Here is an 18,189-nt window from a genome sequence, read left to right on the forward strand (position 1 = left end):
CGGCCGTCAGGCGGCCGTCAGCATCTGCTCGGCCCAGATCGTCTTGCCCACGTCCTCGTAACGGGTGCCCCAGCGGTCGGCGAGGGAGGCGATCAGGAACACCCCGCGGCCGTCCTCGTCCTGCAGGCGGGCGTGACGCAGACGGGGGGTCGTGTCGGCGTCGTCCGCGACCTCCACGGTCAGCACGCGGTCTCGTATGAGGCGGAGCCTGATGTCTCCTTCGGCGTGCTCGATCACATTGGTCGCGAGTTCGCTGACGATCAGCTCCGTGAGAGGGGAGTACTCCTCAAGTCCCCACTGCGCCAGCCGGTCCCGGGCGGCCCGGCGTGCCTCTCGCACGGAGATCGCCCGGGCGGGGAGGGACCACGAAGCGACGCTGCCGGCGTCGATGGGCCGGGTTCTGGCCACCAGCAGCGCCGCACCGTCCTGGGGAGTGCTGCCACGCAGGACCTGGTACGACACCTGGTCACAGACCTCGTCCGGGTCCGCGAGGGGTCGGGCCACCGTGCTGCGGAGCCGGTCGACGCGGTCCCTGGCCTCCGACGGATGGCGGTCGGCGCTGCCGTCCGAGTAGAGCGACAGGAGACTGCCCGGTGCCGGCTCCACGCTGACCACCTCGTGCGGCTCGCCCTTGCCCAGAGCCGCTCCCCGGGGCACCTCGAACGTGGCGACGACGCCCTCGGGGCTGGTGATCAGCGGGCTGTCATGACCGGCGGACGCAGCCGTGCAACGGAGGGTGACCGGGTCGTAGGTCATGTACAGGCAGGACGCGGTGAACGGCGGGCGTGCACGGTGGAGTGTGGCCGGGTCCGCTTCCTGCTCGTCGGCGAGTCGCTGGGCGACGTCGTCGAGATGTGCCAGCAACTCGTCCGGCGGCAGGTCCATCGCGGCCAGGGTGGAGGCGGCCGTCCGCAGACGTGCCATGGCCACGGACGCCTGCAGGTCCTCTCCCGGCACGTATCCGATGATCAGACCCACCCGGCAGCTCGACAGCGGGAGCACCTCGAACCAGTGGGCGCCGTAACGGCCGACCCGGTAGCAGTGGGAGGCTTCCACGGCGGTGAGCCGCGGTGTCTCGCGGGGCAGCAGGGTGCGCTGGAGTGCCGTCGCGACCACGTGCTCGCGGGTGAAGCGGCGCGCGTTGTCGATGCAGACCGCCGTGCAGGACGCGAGCTGCGTCGCCAGCGACAGATCGTCCTCGCCGAAGGGCTCGAGGGTGGAGCGGGTCCGGTAGAAGCCCGCCAGGCCCAGGACCAGGCCGTGCACGGTGAGCGGTGCCACGATCATCGAGTGCGCCCCGGAACGGACGATGAACTCGGCCCGCATGCGGTCGTGCACCAGCCAGGCACCCGACTCCTTGGCCAGGTCGACCAGCCGCGGCCGCAGGTCCGCCAGAGCTCGCGTATAGGGCGTGTGGGAGGTGAACTGGCTGGCGCCGCCCACCGGATAGGCCCCGTACTGCCCCTCGTGGGAGGCGAAGCCGGCACGCCGCATCGGAAGGTGTGTCGTGACGGGCCCTATGGGGGCGTCGCCGTCGAACACGGACTCCGCCAGGTCGACGGCGACGGCGTCGGCAAAGCCGGGGACCGCCATGTCGGCCAGTTCCTGGGCGGTGCGACCCGCGTCGAGTGTGGTGCCGATCCTGGACCGGGCCACGGCCATCAGATCCGTCGCCTTCTGCCTGCGGACCTGCTCGGTGACATCGTCGACCATCGCCGCGACGGCGCCCGGCACGGGACCGTCGCATCGCAGCGGGTAGCCGGTGACGGAGTACAGGTGCCGGTTGCCGGGGTCGTCGGCCGGGACCGCGGCGACGGTACGCTCCCGGACCACGTCATGGGTGTCCAGGACCTCGCGCATGATCGGCGACAGTGCGATCCGGGTGTCCAGATCACCCAGGCGCGCTCCGACCACTTGCGCCTCGGGCAGGCCCCGCAGGGCGAGGAGGGCGGCGTTGGAGCGCAGGACGCGCAGATCCGGACCGTACACCTCGAGGCCTGCTCGGGCCATGCCGAACAGTTCCTTCTCGAAGGCCTCCGCTTCCCGTTCCGAGGGCGCCTTCAGGCCGGGTTGGGCGTGTCGGTGTCCACGAGGCATGGTCGACCTCATCTTTCCTCGACACCGTCAGTAAACCCGCCTCCGCGGCGATGGGCCACCGGGATCGGCGGCGTACGGCGTCCGCTGCGGGCAGGCGGCCCGAGGTGTGCTCCTTCCCGGCTGTCGCCGGCGCGCAGGCGTCCGCCGGGCACCACCGCCGCGCGGTCAGCGGATGCGGTATCCCACTCCGGTGACGGTCTCCACCACGGCCGGCTCGCCCAGCTTGCGCCGCAGGCTGCGGATGGTGACCCGCACGATCGTGGTGAAGGGGTCGATGTTCTCGTCCCACACCCGTTCCAGCAGTTGCTCGGCCGAGACCGGGCCGCCCTGCCCCCGGAGCAACTCCTCCAGGACCGCGAACTCCTTGCGCGACAACTGCACGAAGCGGCCGTCGCGGTAGGTCTCGCGCAGGTGCGGGTCGAGACGGATCCCCGCGCGCTCCAGGACCGGCGGTGCCGGTGGCCGCACCCTGCGGCCAAGCGTCCGGATCCGGGCCACCAGCTCGGCGAACGCGAAGGGCTTGACCAGGTAGTCGTCGGCCCCGAGGCTCAGCCCGGCGACGCGCTCGGCGACCGTGGTCGAGACGGTCAGCATGAGGATCTTGGTCTCGGCCCCTTCTGACGCGGTGCGCCGGCACACTTCGTCGCCGTGCAGCTTCGGAAGGTCGCGGTCGAGCACCATCACGTCGTACTCGTTGACCGCCAGCCGTTCCAGCGCCGCCTCACCGTCGTGGACGACGTCCACCGCGAACGCCTCCTGCCGCAGACCCTCGGCTATGGCACCCGCGAGCATCTCCTCGTCCTCCACGACCAGCACCCGCACCTTGCGTCTCTCCCATCAGACCTTTTCTGAACCGTCTGCCTCGCAGCGGCCGTTTCTCCGTCTGCGCCGGCGGCGCTTCCCCGGCCTCACCGGCGGCGGCCCCGAGCCACCCTCGTGCGCCGGATCGAGGGCGGCCGGCGGTGCGGCCCGGGCGTACAGGAGTGCCTGTGCGACGCGTCCGGGTTCACCGCCTGCCGCGGCCCGTGTCCCGGACCCGGAGAGGTCGTGTGGAAGCCGGCAGCGGTTCCGGCGCTCCGCTGCCACTATGCACCGCGCCGCGTGAGGACCGCGTGAGTCCAGGTGCTCACCGCTGCTTCACCGCGGGCCTTGTTCAGTTCGGGGCATGAAGCACCGTCGCAGCAGCCATCGCCGGGCGAGAAGGCGGCGCGGGCCTCTTGTCGGCCTCGTGATCCTGGGAGTGTGCTCCGCGGGGGTGTTCGCCGTCGCGCACCTGAACCCCTCGAAGCCGGCCGTCCCCGCGGCGCACAAGAGCCGTCCCTCGCCCCCCGCGGCCACCTCGGGGTCTCCGCAGGGCTCACGGCCTCCGACGGCACCGCCCAGTCCCCGGCGCAGTCCGCCGCCCCCGCGGATACCGCGGCGCGGGGCCGGCACGTTCACCTCCGCCGGTGGCTCGTCGCAGACCGTCGGGCACGGCAGGACACTGCGGTACGTCGTGCAGACCGAGGACGGCAGTGGGCTCACCGCGGCGTCCGTGGCCGCCGAGGTCGAGCGCGTACTGGCCGACGAGCGGGGCTGGACGACGAGCGGTGTCGCGTTCCGGCGTGTGGAGGAGCCGCCGTACGACTTCCGGGTACGGGCGGCGACGCCCGACACCGCGGACGCCCTGTGCGCCGAATACGGTCTGGACACCCAGGGTGAGCTGAACTGCAACGTCGCCCAGACCGTCGTGGTCAACATCAGGCGCTGGATCCTGCTCAGCCCCCAGTACGAGGGCAGGCCCGCGGACTATCACGCGATGATCATCAACCATGAGGTGGGGCACTTCCTCGAACGGGGACACCGGGGATGTCCTGGACCGGGCATGCCGGCCCCGGTGATGATGCAGCAGATCAAGGGGCTGCACGGTTGCGTCGCCAACCCATGGCCCTACGACCGCCTGGGAAACCTGGTCACCGGGCCGCGCGTGTACCCCTGAACCGCGAGCGGCCCGCGGTGGCGACCGCAGCGGAGCCCGTGCCGCTACCTCTCCTGCCGGCTCATCCATTCCTTCTCGTGGCCGGGGTCCGGCAGGACACGGCCGCCTTCGACCGCCGACCGCGCGGGGCTGTCCTGGATCACCACCAGAACACGGGGCTCGGGAATCCCGGTGACGCGGGAGGCGGCCGCCGACAGCTCCAGCGCCAGGCGGGTGGTCTCCTCCTGCGGGTGGCCTCGTCGCGCCCATCCGGTGATCAGCAACGGCGCTCCGGGCTCTCCGCCGACGTAGACGCTCTCCCGGGGCGGTTCGGTGAAGACCACGTTCACGTACCCGGGCGGCACATGGTTGACCTCCGAGTGGATCCGGGTGATCTCCGCGGCCAGTTCCGCCTTCGTCGCGACTGCCAGCGTCCCCTGAGCGGTGGTGCAGGTGTAGATGGGCACGTCGGCTCCTGAGGTGTGAGGGCCGCGGACAGGGCCCGCGGGGGTCGGGGGTCAGTCGGTGAGGGTGGTGAGGTCGGTGACGGTGTAGGCGAGGTCGAAGTGGAAGCCCCTGCCGGTGCGGCGGACGGGCAGGTCGGCGAGTTCCTCCCCGTGGGCGGGGAGGAAGGCGAGGTCGGCGGTGCCGGCCCAGGCGTCGCTGACGGCGGCATCGTCGAGGACGGCCATGACGAGTTCGTGGACGGCGGGCTTGTCGTGCTGTCCGGCGGTCAGGTTGGGGAAGTGGCGGAGGTTGACCAGCGGGCGGCCCATGAGCGCGGCGGGGTCGGGGACGGGCTGCTGGAGGGTGACGGACGCTTCGGCGATGCGCTGCCCGGCGGACGAGGCCGTGGCGGCGAATCGTCCGCCGGGGCCGAGGACGGGCGTGCCCGGGCCGCCCACGGAGTAGGCGCGGGTCTGGTGGACGGCGCCGAGCTTCTTGGGGAAGCCCTGGACCCAGCCGCGGGCCATGGCCGAGTCGTTGTCGACGTAGATGTAGGGGCACCAGGAGACGGGCGTGCCGCGGTGGTGGGCGTCCAGGGTGACGAAGAACTCGCGGTACTGGGAGCGCGCGGGGTCGAGGTACTCCAGGCCGGTGGAGGAGTACTGCCAGTCGATGAACAACGCGACCCCGCGGCCGGCGGAGTCCGGGTCGGGCGTCAGACCCTCGGGAAGGGTCGCCGCCGCCGCGTCGGGGTCGGTGAAGAACTCCACGGCGACCGCGGTCCCCGCGTAGTGCCACGGCGGGGCCGGCGCCAGGTTCGCGATGCCGCGGGGCGAGAGAGGAACGGTGTAACCCTTCATGACGCGCACTCCTTCACGGGACTCAACGAAACGATACGTATCGTTTCGATCCATGCCACGACGCTAGCAGACGTCCGTCGAGAAGTAAAACGATACGTATCGTTTCGCCCCCCTGCCGGCGGGCGCCGCATGCTTCAAAGATCCTCGACACGGCGATGGATGTCCTGGGCAGCGGCGGGCGGGCGGCGTCCCGGAGGGCTTAGCATGTGCAAATCAGCCGGGCAATACGGCGATTTCGAGACCTCGTGGGGCGGCCGGGGCGGGTGCTCCGCGGCGTCCCGACGGACCGGGAGGACGGCGCCATGACGGGTGGCTTCAGCTACGAGCAGGTCGGGGTGACCCGGACCGGCGGGCCCACCCCGCCGGGGTTCCACCACCTGCACGAGCGGATCCGGATCGGCGAGGGCCCCGAGGTGCTGGCCGCGGCCGGACGGGCGTTGACGGGGTGGCGGATGCACCGGGCGACCGGACTGCGGGTGCCCGCCGGCACCCCGGACGCGGCGCCGGGGGTGCGGGTGCCCCTGCGGATCGGCCCGCTGCGCGCGCCGTGCGAGGTGGTGTGGGCGGAACACGGCCCGGACCGCGTCGGGTTCGCGTACGGGACGCTCCCCGGTCACCCGGAGCGCGGGGAGGAGGCGTTCGTGGTCAGCCTCGCGCCGGACGGGTCCGTGTGGCTTGATGTCACGGCCTTCAGTGGACCGGGGGCGTGGTACGTGGGTCTACTGGGCCCGCTGGGACGCGTCACTCAGCGTGGCATCGCGCGCCGCTACGGCCGGTGCCTGCGCCGGTTGTCGCAGGATGGAATTGTTGAAAGGGGGAGTTAAGCGACATGGACCACGCTTTACCCGTCGGTCACAACGCGTTCGTGATCACGCAACACCCGTTCGGCATGGTGTTTGCATGCGAGACCTGACTTCCGCCACGACGGCCCCCGCCGCCCTCGCGCGGCGGCAGCACCACTGGCGCCGCGACGTCATCGAACTCGCCGCGCTCTTCGTGGCCGTGGCCACCGCCGACCTCATCGCCAACCTCGTCGGGCACGCCCCCGACGGCCCCGCCCTGCTGTGCCTGTCGGCCGCCGCGCTCGCCGCGACCGCCGGCTTCCACACATGGTGGGCACGCCGGCACGTTCATTCGCCCCCACCCGCCGGGAGCCACGCCCGGGACCGTACGACGGAGCCGGGGGAAGGCTCCGCCGCCCACGGACCCGACGCCGGGACCGCGTTGTGGCGGGTGCGCACCACCGTGCGCGACACTCCGGGCAGCCTCGCCGCACTCTGCGCGGCGCTGGCCGGACGGGGCGTGGACATCCTCACCCTCCAGACGCACCCGCTGGCCGAGGGCACCGTGGACGAGTTCCTGGTCCGCGCCCCGGCCGCACTCGCACCGGGCGAGCTGACGCGGGCCGCCGCCGACGGGGGCGGGCGGGACACCTGGATCGAGCGGGCCGACGCCCACGACCTCGTCGACACCCCGACCCGGGTCCTCAGCCTCGCCACCCGCACAGCCATGGACGCCGCCGAACTTCCCATGACCCTGCGCCAGTTGTTCGGCCGCTGCACCATAAGGTCCACCCCGCCCGGTACGGCCGGCCCCGACCCGGCCGAGGACACCCTGGAGGGCATGATCATGCGGCTGCGCGATCCGGCCGGGGGCACCATCTCCGTGGAACGGGCCTACCTCCCGTTCACCCCGACCGAGTTCGCGCGGGCCCGCGCGCTCGTCGAGCTCGACGCGCAGCTGGGCACCAGGGTCCCGGAGGGCCGGGCGGTGCTCACCCTGCCCGAGGGCAAGGAGTTCACCGTCCGACGGGTGGGCCCCGAGGACCTCGAGGCCGCCCGCGAGCTCCACGACCGGTGCTCCCCCGCGACCCTGGCGCGCCGTTACCACGGCCCGGTCGCGGACGTGGACCGCTATCTGACCCACCTGCTCAGCCCCCGCTTCGGGCGGACGCTCGCCGTGCAGACGGTCTCCGGCCGGCTCGTCGCCCTCGGCCACCTGCTGTGGGACGGCGACGAGACCGAGGTCGCCCTCCTGGTCGAGGACGCCTGGCAGCACCGCGGCATCGGCCTGGAACTGCTGCGCCGCCTGGCCGCGCAGGCCGCCGACGCCGGGTGCGAGAGCGTGTACGCGGTGACCCGGGCGACCAACACCGCGATGGTCGCGACGATGCGCCGCCTGGGTCTGCCGCTGGACTACCAGGTCGAGGACGGCACGCTGGTCATCACCGCGACGCTGTCACCGGCCGACGCGAGCGCTCGGCTGCGCTGAGCGCGATGTCCAGGTCCTCCCACAGGTCCTCGACGTCCTCCAGGCCGACCGACAGGCGCAGCAGCTTGTCGCTGACACCCGCGCTGTGCCGGTCGCCCTCGTCGACGATGCGGTGGCTGATCGAGGCCGGGTGCTGGATGAGGGTGTCGACGCTGCCGAGGCTGACCGCCGGGGTGATCAGCCGGACCCCGGCGATCACCTCGTGCGGGTCGCCCTGGACCTCGAACGCGACCATGGCGCCGCCGAGCCGCGGATAGTGCACCTTCGCCACCCGCGGGTCGGCGGCCAGCCGCTCGGCCAGCGCGGCCGCCGTCGCCGAGGCGGACTTCACCCGGACCGGCAGCGTGGACAGCCCGCGCAGCAGCAGGTAGCCCGCCAGCGGATGCAGCACCCCGCCGGTGGCGAAGCGCACCTTGCGCAGCACACGGGCGAACTCCTCGTCGCAGGCGATGACTCCGCCGAGGACGTCGCCGTGACCGCCGAGGTACTTGGTGGCGCTGTGCAGCACGATCCTGGCGCCGCTCTCCAGGGGGCGCTGCAGGACGGGCGTGGCGAAGGTGTTGTCGACGACCAGCGGCACCTCGCCGCAGGAGTGGGCGACGGCCCGCAGGTCGACCTCGGCGAGCGTCGGGTTGGCGGGGGTCTCCACGATCACCAGGCCGGTGTCGGGCCGGATGGCGTCGGCGATGCCGGCCGGGTCGGTCCAGGTCACCTCGGTGCCGATCAGGCCGCCGGTCAGCAGGTGGTCGCTGCAGCCGTACAGCGGGCGGACGGCCACCACGTGGCGCAGCCCCATGGAGGCGCGGGCCAGCAGGGTGGCGGTGAGGGCGGCCATGCCGCTGGCGAAGGCCACGGCGGCCTCGGCGCCCTCCAGCCGGGCCAGCGCGGTCTCGAAGCGGGCGACGGTGGGGTTGTCGAGCCGGGAGTAGACCGGCGGGCCGGTCAGCGCGGCACCGGTCACGGCGAAGTCGTCCAGGCGGGCGGCCTCGGCTCGGCTGTCGCGCGAGGGGTAGGTGGTGGACAGGTCGAGGGGAACGGCGTGCAGGCCGAGGTCGGCGAGGTCTTCGCGGCCGGCGTGCACGGCCTCGGTGGCGAGGGCGCGGGTGGGCGCCGATGCTGTCGTGTCCATGGCCCGATGCTGAACAGCTACCGGGCCGTAGCGGGAAAGACCCGTGTTAACTTCGGCCGATGTCCGATTCTGTGCTTCTGGATCCGGTCGACCTCGAGATTCTGCGACTCCTGCAGAACGACGCACGGACGACCTACAAGGACCTCGCCGCCGCCGTCGGCGTGGCCCCGTCCACCTGCCTGGACCGGGTCGGCCGGCTGCGCCGCACCGGGGTGATCCTCGGCCACGAGCTGCGGGTCGACCCGGCCCGGATCGGGCGGCCACTGGAGGCGCTGCTTGCGGTGCAGGTGCGGCCGCACCGCCGGGAGCTGATCGGCCCCTTCGTGGAGCGGGTGCGGGCACTGCCGGAGTCGCGGGCGCTGTTCCACCTCACCGGGCCCGACGACTACCTCGTCCACGTGGCCGTCGCGAGCACCGGCGACCTCCAGCGCCTCGTCGTCGACGAGTTCACCTCGCGGCCCGAAGTCGCCCGTGTGGAAACCCGGTTGATCTTCCAGCACTGGGACTGCGGACCACTGCTCCCGCCCACGTCAGCAATATGATCGTCAATGGTGATGACGGAGCGGGCCGCTCCGTACCAGGATGTGACCATGCCCGACACCACCGGCAGCGCGCTGCCCCGCCGGATCGCCGACGCGTACGTCGACGCGGTCACCGAACTCGATCCCATCACCGCCACGTACCTGGGGGTGCGGACCGGCCAGGACCGGCTCCCCGACTTCAGCCCCGCCGGGCTGGAGGCCCAGGCCGAACTCGCCCGCCGCACCCTGGCCGACATCGACGCGGCCGAGGTGCCGGACGACGACGAGCGCCGCTGCGCGCGGCTGCTGCGCGAGCGGCTCACCGCCGAGCTGGCCGTGCACGAGGCCGGTGAGGGCCTGCGGGCCGTCAGCAACCTGCACTCCCCCGTCCACTCGGTGCGCGGTGTGTTCATGCTGATGCCGACCGGGACCGATGAGGACTGGGCCGCCGTCGCCGCCCGGCTGCGCGCGGTCCCGCAGGCCCTGGCGGGCTACCGGGCCTCCCTGGAGGAGGGCGTCGCCCGCAAGCTGCCGGCCGGGCCGCGCCAGGTCGACACGGTCGTCGGGCAGCTCGGCGAGTGGCTGGGCGAGGACGCGGGAGCGAGCTGGTTCGCGCAGTTCGTCGCGGAGGGTCCCGAGGCCCTGCGGTCCGAGCTCGACGGCGCCGCCGCCGAGGCCACCGCGGCCGTCGGGGGCCTGCGGGACTGGCTGCGCGACACCTACGCGCCCGCGGTGGAGGGCACTTCCGACGCGGTCGGCCGCGAGCGGTACGCCCGCTGGGCCCGCTACTGGACGGGCTCCGACCTCGACCTGGACGAGGCGTACGCCTGGGGCTGGGACGAGTTCCGGCGCATCGAGGCCGAGATGCGCGTCGAGGCGGAGAAGGTGCTGCCCGGTGCCACCCCGATGGAGGCCCTGGCGCACCTGGACGAGGCCGGCGAGGCCATCGAGGGCGTCGACGCGGTCCGCGAGTGGCTTCAGGAGGTGATGGACGAGGCCATGGCGGCGCTCGACGGCACCCACTTCGACCTGGCCGAGCCCGTCAAGCGCGTCGAGTCGCGCATCGCCCCGGCCGGCAGCGCCGCCGCGCCGTACTACACCTCGCCCTCGCTGGACTTCACCCGCCCGGGCCGCACCTGGCTGCCCACCCTGGGCCGTGAGCGGTTCCCCGTCTGGGACCTGGTCAGCACCTGGTACCACGAGGGTGTCCCCGGCCACCACCTGCAGCTCGCGCAGTGGGTGTACGTCGCGGACCGGCTCAGCCGCTACCAGGCCACGCTGGGCCAGGTCAGCGCCAACGCGGAGGGCTGGGCGCTGTACGCGGAGCGCCTCATGGACGAGCTCGGCTTCCTGACGGACGCGGGCCGCCGTCTCGGCTACCTCAACGCGCAGATGCTCCGGGCGACCCGCGTCATCCTGGACATCGGCATGCACCTGGAGCTGGAGATCCCGCAGGACAGCCCGTACCGCCCGGGCGAGACCTGGACGCCGGAGCTGGGACGCGAGTTCTTCGGGCGCTTCAACGGGCTCAGCGACGCCATGCTCGACAGCGAGATCATCCGCTACCTCGGCATGCCGGGCCAGGCCATCGGCTACAAGCTGGGCGAGCGCGCCTGGCTCGCCGGGCGCGAGGCCGCCCGCAAGGCGCACGGCGACTCCTTCGACCCGAAGGCCTGGCACATGGCCGCGCTGTCGCAGGGCTCCCTGGGCCTGGACGACCTCGTCGACGAGCTCTCCAAGCTCTAGGCGGGCGGTGCCCGTGGGCGGCGGGGCTGCGGCCGGCCCCGCCGCCGGCGAGCCGGCCGGATAGGGTTCCGGTATGGGGGTGTTGTTCGTCTTCTGCGCCGACGCGCCGCGCCCCCTGGTACGCGGCCTGGACCGCCCCCTCGTCACCACCGATCCGGCGCCGCACGCGGACGGCCGGTGGCGGGTGGTGGAGGTCGGCGACGGTCAGGTCTCGGACCTGCCCGCGGGCGCCTGCCCGAAGACGCTCGCCGCGGCGCTCCGCGCCCTGGCCGGCGAACCCGGCGGTTACGCCGCGTCCGACCGATCCGACCGACCCGGCCGACCCGACCGACCCCCGCTGCGAAACGGTGCCTCTCGATGATCCCTCAGGCCTCCCACCTCCACGGCCGTCTGGTGCTGACGCACGGGCGGCTGACCCTGCGGGAGCAGCTCCCGGGGGAGGCGGCGCAGCTGGCCGACGGGAAGCGGGCCGGGCTGGCGTGGATCGACGGGGGGCCGGGTGAGGGCACGATCATCGCGGCCGGGATGATGACGATCGCGGCGGCCGCCGAGGTGTACGCCCCGGGGTGGGGGCTGTTCGTGATCCAGCGGTCGGACGACGGCCTCGCGCTCGGCGGTATCGGCTTCCACGGACCGCCCTCCGCCGTCGACGGCCGGGTGGAGATCGGCTACGACCTGTCGGAGTCCGCGCGGGGCGAGGGCTGGGCGACGGACGCGGTGCTGGTGCTGTCCCGGTGGGCACTGAGCCGTGCCGAGGTGCGCACGGTGCTGGCGACCACCGACCCCGGCAACCGCGCCTCGCAACGGGTGCTGGAGCGGGCCGGCTTCGGGCGCATCGCGGACCGGGACGCCCAGTGGGCCTACGAGTTGGGGCCGGTCGGGCGGGGTGTGAGGGCGTAATTCGCTGTCGCTTCACCCGCCGGTTCGGCCACCATCGGGACCGTGAACACCGTTCCCCCGTCCCGGACCCTCTTCCTCTCCCCTCGCGTCACCGAGACCGGGCACGCGCTGGCGGCGGCCGCCCACCGGCGCGGCATGGCGGCGCGCACCCTCTCCACGTGGCGGGCGCCGCAGGACGCGGCGGACGCGGTGGGCCCGTCGCTGTACGCGGGGCCGCTGTTCGCCGGCGCCGTGGCGGCGGACCTGGGCCTGGGGCTGCTGGAGGCCGACGAGGACTGGCTGGCCCGGCTGCCGTTCGAACTCGTCGGGCGGGACGTCCGGTTCACGACCCTGGCGGAGGCCCGCGCGCTGCGCCGGCCCGCCTTCGTGAAGCCGCCGAACGACAAGAGCTTCCCGGCCAGGGTGTACCCCGACGGCAGCGGTCTGCCCGGCCCGGACGCGGTGGACGACGACGCTCCCGTGCTGGTGAGCGACATCGTGGCGTTCGCCGTCGAGTACCGGCTGTTCCTGCTGGACGGCGAGGTGGTGACGGGCAGCCGCTACGCGACCCGCGGCGGCCTGGACGTGGCGCCGCTGGACGGTGACCCGGCGGCCCGCGAGGTGCGGGAGTTCGCCGGACGGCTCTTCGCGTCCGGCGTGCCGGAGCTGCCGGGCGCGATCGTGGTCGACGTCGGCCGGACCGGGGACGGCTGGGCGGTGGTCGAGGCCAACGCGGCCTGGGCGAGCGGGCACTACGCCTGCGACGCCGACGCCGTGCTGGACGTCGTCCTGCGGGCGGCGGCGCCGCTCGCCGGGTTCGGGCCCCGGGACCGCCGGTTCCTGCGGCCGGCCGTCTCCGTCGTCCGCTGAGGCCGATCCGCGGCGGCCTCAGCAGCCGCAGTCGTCCGCGCCCACGGGTGCGGTCAGCGGGTCGGCGGGGCGCCGTTCGGTGCCGTCGGCCGTCTCGTGGGCGAAGCCCTCGCGGATCCAGTACTCCATGCCGCCGAGCATCTCCTTGACCTGGTAGCCGGCGCTCGCCAGGGCGAGCGCTGCGCGGGTGGCGCCGTTGCAGCCGGGGCCCCAGCAGTACACGACGACGGGTACGTCGCGGTCGAGGCGGGCGCCGGCGAGCCGCGGGACGTCCGCGCTGGGCAGGTGGACGGCGCCGGGGACGTGGCCCTGCTCCCAGGCCCGGGTGGAGCGGGAGTCGACGACGGCGAAGCCTGGCCCGGCGCCGGTCTCCGCGGCCGTGGCGAGGGCGGCCGCGACGTCGGACACGTCGGTGTGGAAGGCGAGGCTCGCGGCGAAGTACGCGGCGGCGTCGGCCGGCGCGGCGGGCGGCACGCGCAGCACGGGGTGGCCGGCAGGGGCGGGGGTGGCGGCGGTCTGTGTCGTCGTGGTCGTCTTGCTCGTCTTGCTCGTCTTGCTCGTCTTGCTCGTCATCGTCGTCATGGCGGCAAATCTATGAGCGCCGGCCGGTCGCCTGAAGGGCCGTTCCCCGGCGTCCGCCTTGCCCGGCCGGGGAAATCCCTGGTAGCCAGGGGGCATGACCGTGGATTCCCTCGACGCCACCGACTGGCGCATCCTGGACGCCCTGCAGCGCGACGGCCGGGCCAGCTACGCGGAGCTGGCGCGTGCCGTGTCGATGTCCCCGAGCGCCGTGACCGAGCGGGTCCGGCGGCTGGAGGAGGCGGGGGTGATCACGGCGTACACGGCCGTGGTGGACCTGGAGCGGACCGGCCGCCCGATCCTGGCGTTCGTCCGGCTGCGGTATCCGCACGGCAACTACAAGCCGTTCCACGATCTGCTGGAGTCGACCCCGGAGATCCTGGAGGCCCACCATGTGACGGGTGACGACTGCTTCGTGCTCAAGGTCACCGCCCGTTCGATGCGCCACCTGGAGGAGATCACCGGCCGCGTCTCGGGCCTGGGTTCGGTGACGACGAGTGTCGTCTACTCCTCACCGCTCCCCCGCCGTGCGGTGGCGGAGGGCTGACCCGCGCTGCCCCTTGACGACCTGCAGCTGGGCGGGGACGCGCTGCCTGAGCTCGGCGACGTGGCTGACGATGCCGACGGCGCGGTCGCGTTCGCGCAGCCCGTCGAGGACGTCCAGCACCTCGTCGAGGGTCTGCTCGTCGAGGCTGCCGAAGCCCTCGTCGACGAAGAGCGTGTCGAGGCGGGCGCCGCCCGCCTCGTCCGTGACGACGTCGGCGAGACCGAGGGCGAGGGCCAGGGAGGCGAAGAAGGTCTCGCCGCCGGAGAGCGTGGCGGTGTCGCGTTCGGTGCCCGTCCAGGAGTCCACGACCATCAGCCCCAGGCCCGACTTGACGTTGCGTGAGGCGCGGGCGTCGGTGTGGACGAGGGTGTAGCGCCCGGAGGACATGCGGTGCAGCCGGACGCTGGCCGCGGCCGCGACCTGTTCCAGCCGGGCGGCGAGCACATAGGTCTCCAGCTCCATGCGCAGCGTGTTCTCCCCGGCGCCGGTCGCGAGGTCGGCGAGGCGCCGCAGCCGCGCGTACTCCTCACGGGCCGGGGCGAGCGCCCTGGTACCGCGCAAGGCCTCGGCCCGCAGCCGGTCGAGGGCCTCGCGGGCGGTGTGCGCGGCGGACTGCCGGGCGGTGACCCCGCGCAGCCGTGCGGTCGCGGTCTCGACGGCCCGGCGGGCCGCGTCGGGGTCGGCCGGGGGCAGCGCGGCGGCCTCGGCAAGGTCCAGGGCGGTGAGTTCCGCGGTGACCGCGGCCTCCTCGCGGCGCCACTCCTCCGCCCGCTGCCGCAGCCGCCGCGTTTCCGTCTCGGGCAGTACGGCGTCGGCCGCGGCCTCGGGCGTGGGGAAGCCGGCCTTGTAGGCGGCGTCGGCCAGGTCGGAGTCGGCCTCCTTCAGCGCGCGGGCGGACTCCTGGGCCGCGCGGGCCGCCCCGGCCGCGGCCGCGGCGAGCCGGGCGTCCGCCGTGAGCCGGGCGCGGCGCTCGGCGACGGTGGCGTGGGCGCCGCGGGCCCGGGCCAGCCGGGCGGTGAGTTCGGCGGCCTCCTGGTCGAGGAGTTCCCGGCGGGTGGTGAGGGAGGCGAGCCGGCTCTCGGCCTCGCTGCGGTCGGCGGTGCGCCGGGCGTGCTCCGCGAGGGCCCGGTCGAGTGCCTGGCGCGCCTCGGGCGCTCCCGCGGCGATGCGGACGGCGGCCTGGTACTCCTCCTCCAGCGCGGCCTGCGCGGCGGCGAGTTCGGCCGCCGGCTCCGGCCCCGCGGCGGCGAGGGCGGCGTCACGGGCGGCGGCGAGGTGTACGACCTGCTCCTGCGCGGCGTCCCGTGCGCCGGCAGCCCGCTGCTGGGCCTCCTGCGCGGCCTCCTCGTCCGCGCGGCCCACCTGGCGGGCGGCGGGGCGGGCCGGGTGGGGGTGCTCGGTGGCACCGCAGACCAGGCAGCCCTCGCCGGGGCTGAGCTGTGCGGCCAGTTCGGCGGCCATGCCGCTGATGCGGGCCTCGCGTACGTCCTGCCAGTGGTCGCGGGCGTCGGCGGCCGCGTCGCGCGCCGCGCGCAGCCGGTCCTGCGCGGCGAGCAGCGCGGCGGCGTGCGTGTCGCGTTCGCGGGCGGCGTCATGGCGGCGCCGGGCCCGGTCGAGGGCGCCGGAGAGCTCGGCGGCGCGGGTGGCGGCGGACTGGGCGGTGTCCACGGCGCGTTCACGGCCGAGGCGTTCGGTCTCCCAGCCGTCGAGCCAGGCGGCGGTGTCGGCGGTCAGCCGTTCGTCCTCGGCGGCCTCGCGCTCCACGCGCCCGCGGTCGTGGGCCAGTTCCGCGGCCCGCCGCTCGTCCCGGTCGGCGTCGGCGAGGCCGCCCAGCTCCTCGCGGAGCCGGTTCTCGTACTCGGCGAGCTGCTCGGCGCCCGCCTCGTACTGCTCGGCGGGCAGGCCCGCGCGGGCGGTGCGCTCCTCGGCGGCCGCACGTGCCTGCCGGCCGGCGGCGCGCTCGCGCAGCTCCAGGGCGGGCGCCACGGTGGCGGCCCGCTCCGCCGTAGCCAGCAGCTCCTGTTCGCGGGCGCGGGCCTCGCGCTCGCCGGCCATGTCGCGGGCCCGGCGCTCGGCCGCGGCGTGGCGGCGCTGCCGTACGGCGAGTTCGCGTACCGCCTCGGCCTCGCGCTGGGCCTGCTCGTGCGCGCCTTCGGCGGCGGCGACCGCCAGGTCGGCGATGTCGGCGCGTTCGCGGGCGGTGGCGGCCAGGACGGCCGCCCAGCTCAGGATGTGTGCGGCCAGTTCCGGGTCGCCGGCGGCGGCGCCCTCGGGCAACGGCCCGGCGAGGGCCTCGGGGTCGTCTCCGGCGGCCTGGCCCATGCGTTCGGCGAGCCGCAGCAGTTCGCCGTCCCCGGCGGCCACCCGCTGCTCGGCGGCCCGCCGCTCGGCCCGCAGCCACTCCTCGACGGCCTTGAAGCGGCGGGTGTCGAAGAGCCTGCCGAGCAGGGCGGCCCGTTCGGTGGCGGTGGCCCGCAGGAACGTGGCGAACTCGCCCTGGGGCAGCAGCACGACCTGGCAGAACTGCTCCCGGCTCATGCCGATGAGCTGCCTCAGCTCCTCGCCCGCCTCCTGGTGGGACTTGCTGAGCGCCCGCCACTGGCCGGCGGTGTGCTCGCGCAGCAGGGTGACGGCCTTCTCCATCGTCCAGCCGCTGCCGCGCTTCTTGGGGCGCGGCTGCTCGGGCCGGCGGGTGATCTCCAGCCGCCGGCCCCCCACGGTCAGGTCGAGCACGACCTCGGTGAGCGTGTCCTGTCCGGCGTGGTCGCTGCGCAGCCGGTTGCCCTGCCGGCTGCCGGGGACGCCGCCGTACAGGGCGAAGCACACCCCGTCGAGGACGGAGGTCTTGCCGGCGCCGGTCGCGCCGTGGAGCAGGAACAGCCCGGCCGCGGACAGCTCGTCGAAGTCCACGGTGTGGCTGCCGGCGAACGGCCCGAAGGCGGTCAGGGTCAGACGGTGCAGGCGCATCAGTCGGTCTCCGCCCGTGCGGCGTCGCTGCGGACCGCGTCGAACGCGTCCCGCAGGACGCCCCGCTCCGCGGTGTCGGGGCCCGTGCCGCGCACGTGGGTCACGAAGTCCTCGGCGATCTGCCGGTCGGTGCGGCCGCGCAGGCGCTGCGCGTACGAGGCGTGGGCGCCGGCGTCGGTGCGCTCCGGCTCGAAGGCCAGCGCGAGGGCGTGCGGGAACCGCTTGCGCAGGCGGGCCATGGGCTCGTGCGGGCGGTGCGGGTCGGTGAGGGTGGCCTCGACCCAGGAGCCCTCGTGCCGTGCGTGCGCCGGGTCCTCCAGCAGTTCCCCGAGGCGGCCGCGGAGCCGGGCCAGCGGCCGGGGCACGGGGCAGTCGACCCGCTCGGCGGCCACGGAGCCGTCGGCGCCGAGGTCGACCAGCCACGTGCCCTTGCGGTGGTCGGCCTCGGAGAAGGAGTACGCGAGCGGCGAGCCGGAGTAGCGCACGCGGTCGGAGATCGTCTGGCAGCCGTGGAGGTGGCCCAGGGCCACGTAGTCGATGCCCTCGAAGACGTCCGCGGGCACGGCCGCCACGCCGCCGACCGTGATGTCCCGCTCGCTGTCGCTGGGCGCGCCGCCCGCGACGAACGCGTGCGCCAGCACGACCGAGCGGGTGCCCGCGGGGCGGGCGGCGAGGTCGGCGCGGACCCGCGTCATGGCGGCGCTCAGCACCTCGGTGTGCCCGGCCCGGTCGAGGGTGAACTCCTCGCGCACCAGGGCGGGTTCCAGGTAGGGCAGCCCGTAGAGGGCGACCGGCCCGTGCTCGTCGGCGAGGACGACAGGCGTCGCGCAGCCGGCCGGGTCGGTCCGCAGGTGGATCCCGGCGCGGTCGATCAGGCCGGAGGCCACCCCCAGCCGGCGGGCGGAGTCGTGGTTGCCGGAGATCATCACCGTGGGCACGCCGAGGGCGGCGAGCCGGTGCAGCGCGTCGTCGAAGAGCTCGACGGCGGGCAGCGACGGCAGCGCCCGGTCGTAGACGTCACCGGCGACGAGGACGGCGTCGACGCGCTCCGCCCGTGCCGTCGCCACCAGGTGGTCGATGAACGCCGCCTGGGCGTCGAGCAGTCCGACCCGGTGGAAGGACCGCCCCAGATGCCAGTCGGAGGTGTGCAGCAGCCTCACCGCGGCTCTCCCGCCCGCATGTTCCGTCCTCCGCCTCACGTTCCGCATGCTCCGCGCGGGCCCCGGTGTCCCCACCGGTCCCGTGCGCTCCGGTAGCAGGCTATCGGCCACCACTGTCAGCGCGTCGCGGGAGTCCGAACTCGGGCAAGGTCGGTCAAG

General features: G+C 74.3%; 17 protein-coding genes. 9 read left to right on the plus strand and 8 right to left on the minus strand.

From position 1 onward, the window contains the following. Positions 1 to 6: 6 nt before the first annotated feature. Both PV342_RS23580 and PV342_RS23585 read right to left on the minus strand, forming a co-directional pair. On the minus strand, positions 7 to 2,010 hold the full coding sequence (locus PV342_RS23580; RefSeq protein ID WP_400808222.1) for a SpoIIE family protein phosphatase: 2,004 nt from the start codon (positions 2,008 to 2,010) through the stop codon (positions 7 to 9). 252 nt (positions 2,011 to 2,262) lie between these two features. Beyond that, positions 2,263 to 2,919 carry a response regulator transcription factor gene (locus tag PV342_RS23585; protein WP_026250890.1) on the minus strand — a complete coding sequence of 219 codons (657 nt, stop codon included), beginning with the start codon at positions 2,917 to 2,919 and terminating at the stop codon, positions 2,263 to 2,265. A gap of 343 nt (positions 2,920 to 3,262) precedes the next feature. Between PV342_RS23585 and PV342_RS23590 the strand changes: the two genes are divergently transcribed. Next, positions 3,263 to 4,075, plus strand: a complete 813-nt coding sequence (locus tag PV342_RS23590) for a DUF3152 domain-containing protein (RefSeq protein WP_400808219.1) — start codon at positions 3,263 to 3,265, stop codon at positions 4,073 to 4,075. Positions 4,076 to 4,119: 44 nt separating this feature from the next. Here PV342_RS23590 and PV342_RS23595 read toward each other — a convergent pair whose 3' ends face one another. Together PV342_RS23595 and PV342_RS23600 are read right to left on the minus strand one after the other, a co-directional pair. Further along, positions 4,120 to 4,521: a tautomerase family protein gene (locus PV342_RS23595; RefSeq protein WP_500318622.1), complete on the minus strand. Its 402-nt coding sequence runs from the start codon at positions 4,519 to 4,521 to the stop codon at positions 4,120 to 4,122. 51 nt (positions 4,522 to 4,572) lie between these two features. After that, positions 4,573 to 5,361, minus strand: a complete 789-nt coding sequence (locus PV342_RS23600) for an acetoacetate decarboxylase family protein (RefSeq protein ID WP_500318623.1) — start codon at positions 5,359 to 5,361, stop codon at positions 4,573 to 4,575. A 302-nt stretch (positions 5,362 to 5,663) separates the two neighbouring features. Here PV342_RS23600 and PV342_RS23605 point away from each other — a divergent pair, with 302 nt between their 5' ends. Then, positions 5,664 to 6,185: a DUF1990 domain-containing protein gene (locus PV342_RS23605; protein ID WP_400808210.1), complete on the plus strand. Its 522-nt coding sequence runs from the start codon at positions 5,664 to 5,666 to the stop codon at positions 6,183 to 6,185. A gap of 76 nt (positions 6,186 to 6,261) precedes the next feature. After that, positions 6,262 to 7,632 (plus strand): GNAT family N-acetyltransferase, encoded by a 1,371-nt coding sequence (locus PV342_RS23610; RefSeq protein WP_500318624.1) that lies wholly within the window; start codon positions 6,262 to 6,264, stop codon positions 7,630 to 7,632. On the opposite strand, the gene PV342_RS23615 is transcribed toward PV342_RS23610, so the two are convergent. Then, positions 7,586 to 8,761, minus strand: coding sequence for a trans-sulfuration enzyme family protein (locus PV342_RS23615; RefSeq protein ID WP_400808205.1), 1,176 nt, complete (start codon positions 8,759 to 8,761; stop codon positions 7,586 to 7,588). The two genes, PV342_RS23610 and PV342_RS23615, sit on opposite strands and share 47 nt — an antisense overlap. Before the next feature lie 59 nt (positions 8,762 to 8,820). Here PV342_RS23615 and PV342_RS23620 point away from each other — a divergent pair, with 59 nt between their 5' ends. From PV342_RS23620 to PV342_RS23640, 5 genes are all read left to right on the plus strand, one after another. Beyond that, the gene (locus PV342_RS23620; protein ID WP_400808202.1) at positions 8,821 to 9,303 is read left to right on the plus strand and encodes an Lrp/AsnC family transcriptional regulator; all 483 of its coding nucleotides are present in this window, start codon (positions 8,821 to 8,823) and stop codon (positions 9,301 to 9,303) included. Between the two features lie 48 nt (positions 9,304 to 9,351). Further along, entirely contained in the window at positions 9,352 to 11,028 is a 1,677-nt protein-coding gene (locus PV342_RS23625; protein WP_500318625.1) for a DUF885 domain-containing protein, read from the plus strand. A 73-nt stretch (positions 11,029 to 11,101) separates the two neighbouring features. Continuing rightward, positions 11,102 to 11,389: an ATP-grasp domain-containing protein gene (locus PV342_RS23630; RefSeq protein WP_400808196.1), complete on the plus strand. Its 288-nt coding sequence runs from the start codon at positions 11,102 to 11,104 to the stop codon at positions 11,387 to 11,389. Beyond that, positions 11,386 to 11,928, plus strand: a complete 543-nt coding sequence (locus tag PV342_RS23635; RefSeq protein WP_400808194.1) for a GNAT family N-acetyltransferase — start codon at positions 11,386 to 11,388, stop codon at positions 11,926 to 11,928. The genes PV342_RS23630 and PV342_RS23635 overlap by 4 nt, the downstream gene beginning before the upstream one ends. A 42-nt stretch (positions 11,929 to 11,970) precedes the next feature. After that, on the plus strand, positions 11,971 to 12,777 hold the full coding sequence (locus PV342_RS23640) for an ATP-grasp domain-containing protein (protein ID WP_500318626.1): 807 nt from the start codon (positions 11,971 to 11,973) through the stop codon (positions 12,775 to 12,777). A gap of 18 nt (positions 12,778 to 12,795) precedes the next feature. On the opposite strand, the gene PV342_RS23645 is transcribed toward PV342_RS23640, so the two are convergent. Next, a complete protein-coding gene (locus PV342_RS23645) occupies positions 12,796 to 13,350 on the minus strand; it encodes a rhodanese-like domain-containing protein (protein ID WP_500318674.1) in 555 nt (184 codons plus the stop codon). 103 nt (positions 13,351 to 13,453) lie between these two features. On the opposite strand from PV342_RS23645, the gene PV342_RS23650 reads away from it, so the two are divergent. Next, the gene (locus PV342_RS23650; protein ID WP_329189301.1) at positions 13,454 to 13,903 is read left to right on the plus strand and encodes an Lrp/AsnC family transcriptional regulator; all 450 of its coding nucleotides are present in this window, start codon (positions 13,454 to 13,456) and stop codon (positions 13,901 to 13,903) included. Here the strand turns inward: PV342_RS23650 and PV342_RS23655 are convergent. Further along, positions 13,868 to 16,870 (minus strand): AAA family ATPase, encoded by a 3,003-nt coding sequence (locus PV342_RS23655; RefSeq protein WP_500318627.1) that lies wholly within the window; start codon positions 16,868 to 16,870, stop codon positions 13,868 to 13,870. The genes PV342_RS23650 and PV342_RS23655 overlap by 36 nt on opposite strands. Then, positions 16,870 to 18,030 carry an exonuclease SbcCD subunit D gene (locus tag PV342_RS23660; RefSeq protein ID WP_400808180.1) on the minus strand — a complete coding sequence of 387 codons (1,161 nt, stop codon included), beginning with the start codon at positions 18,028 to 18,030 and terminating at the stop codon, positions 16,870 to 16,872. Before PV342_RS23660 ends, PV342_RS23655 begins: the two co-directional genes overlap by 1 nt. Positions 18,031 to 18,189: the final 159 nt, after the last annotated feature.

The sequence above is a fragment of the Streptomyces sp. PA03-3a genome, assembly GCF_033792735.1.
Lineage (GTDB): Bacteria > Actinomycetota > Actinomycetes > Streptomycetales > Streptomycetaceae > Actinacidiphila.

Coding starts and splice junctions, on each gene's coding strand:
- PV342_RS23625 (WP_500318625.1), top strand. CDS start 9,352: ATGCCCGACACCACCGGCAGCGCGCTGCCCCGCCGGATCGCCGACGCG.
- PV342_RS23650 (WP_329189301.1), top strand. CDS start 13,454: ATGACCGTGGATTCCCTCGACGCCACCGACTGGCGCATCCTGGACGCC.
- PV342_RS23590 (WP_400808219.1), top strand. CDS start 3,263: ATGAAGCACCGTCGCAGCAGCCATCGCCGGGCGAGAAGGCGGCGCGGG.
- PV342_RS23600 (WP_500318623.1), bottom strand. CDS start 5,361: ATGAAGGGTTACACCGTTCCTCTCTCGCCCCGCGGCATCGCGAACCTG.
- PV342_RS23605 (WP_400808210.1), top strand. CDS start 5,664: ATGACGGGTGGCTTCAGCTACGAGCAGGTCGGGGTGACCCGGACCGGC.
- PV342_RS23580 (WP_400808222.1), bottom strand. CDS start 2,010: ATGGCCCGAGCAGGCCTCGAGGTGTACGGTCCGGATCTGCGCGTCCTG.
- PV342_RS23610 (WP_500318624.1), top strand. CDS start 6,262: ATGCGAGACCTGACTTCCGCCACGACGGCCCCCGCCGCCCTCGCGCGG.
- PV342_RS23655 (WP_500318627.1), bottom strand. CDS start 16,870: ATGCGCCTGCACCGTCTGACCCTGACCGCCTTCGGGCCGTTCGCCGGC.
- PV342_RS23620 (WP_400808202.1), top strand. CDS start 8,821: ATGTCCGATTCTGTGCTTCTGGATCCGGTCGACCTCGAGATTCTGCGA.
- PV342_RS23645 (WP_500318674.1), bottom strand. CDS start 13,350: ATGACGAGCAAGACGAGCAAGACGAGCAAGACGAGCAAGACGACCACG.
- PV342_RS23630 (WP_400808196.1), top strand. CDS start 11,102: ATGGGGGTGTTGTTCGTCTTCTGCGCCGACGCGCCGCGCCCCCTGGTA.
- PV342_RS23615 (WP_400808205.1), bottom strand. CDS start 8,761: ATGGACACGACAGCATCGGCGCCCACCCGCGCCCTCGCCACCGAGGCC.
- PV342_RS23635 (WP_400808194.1), top strand. CDS start 11,386: ATGATCCCTCAGGCCTCCCACCTCCACGGCCGTCTGGTGCTGACGCAC.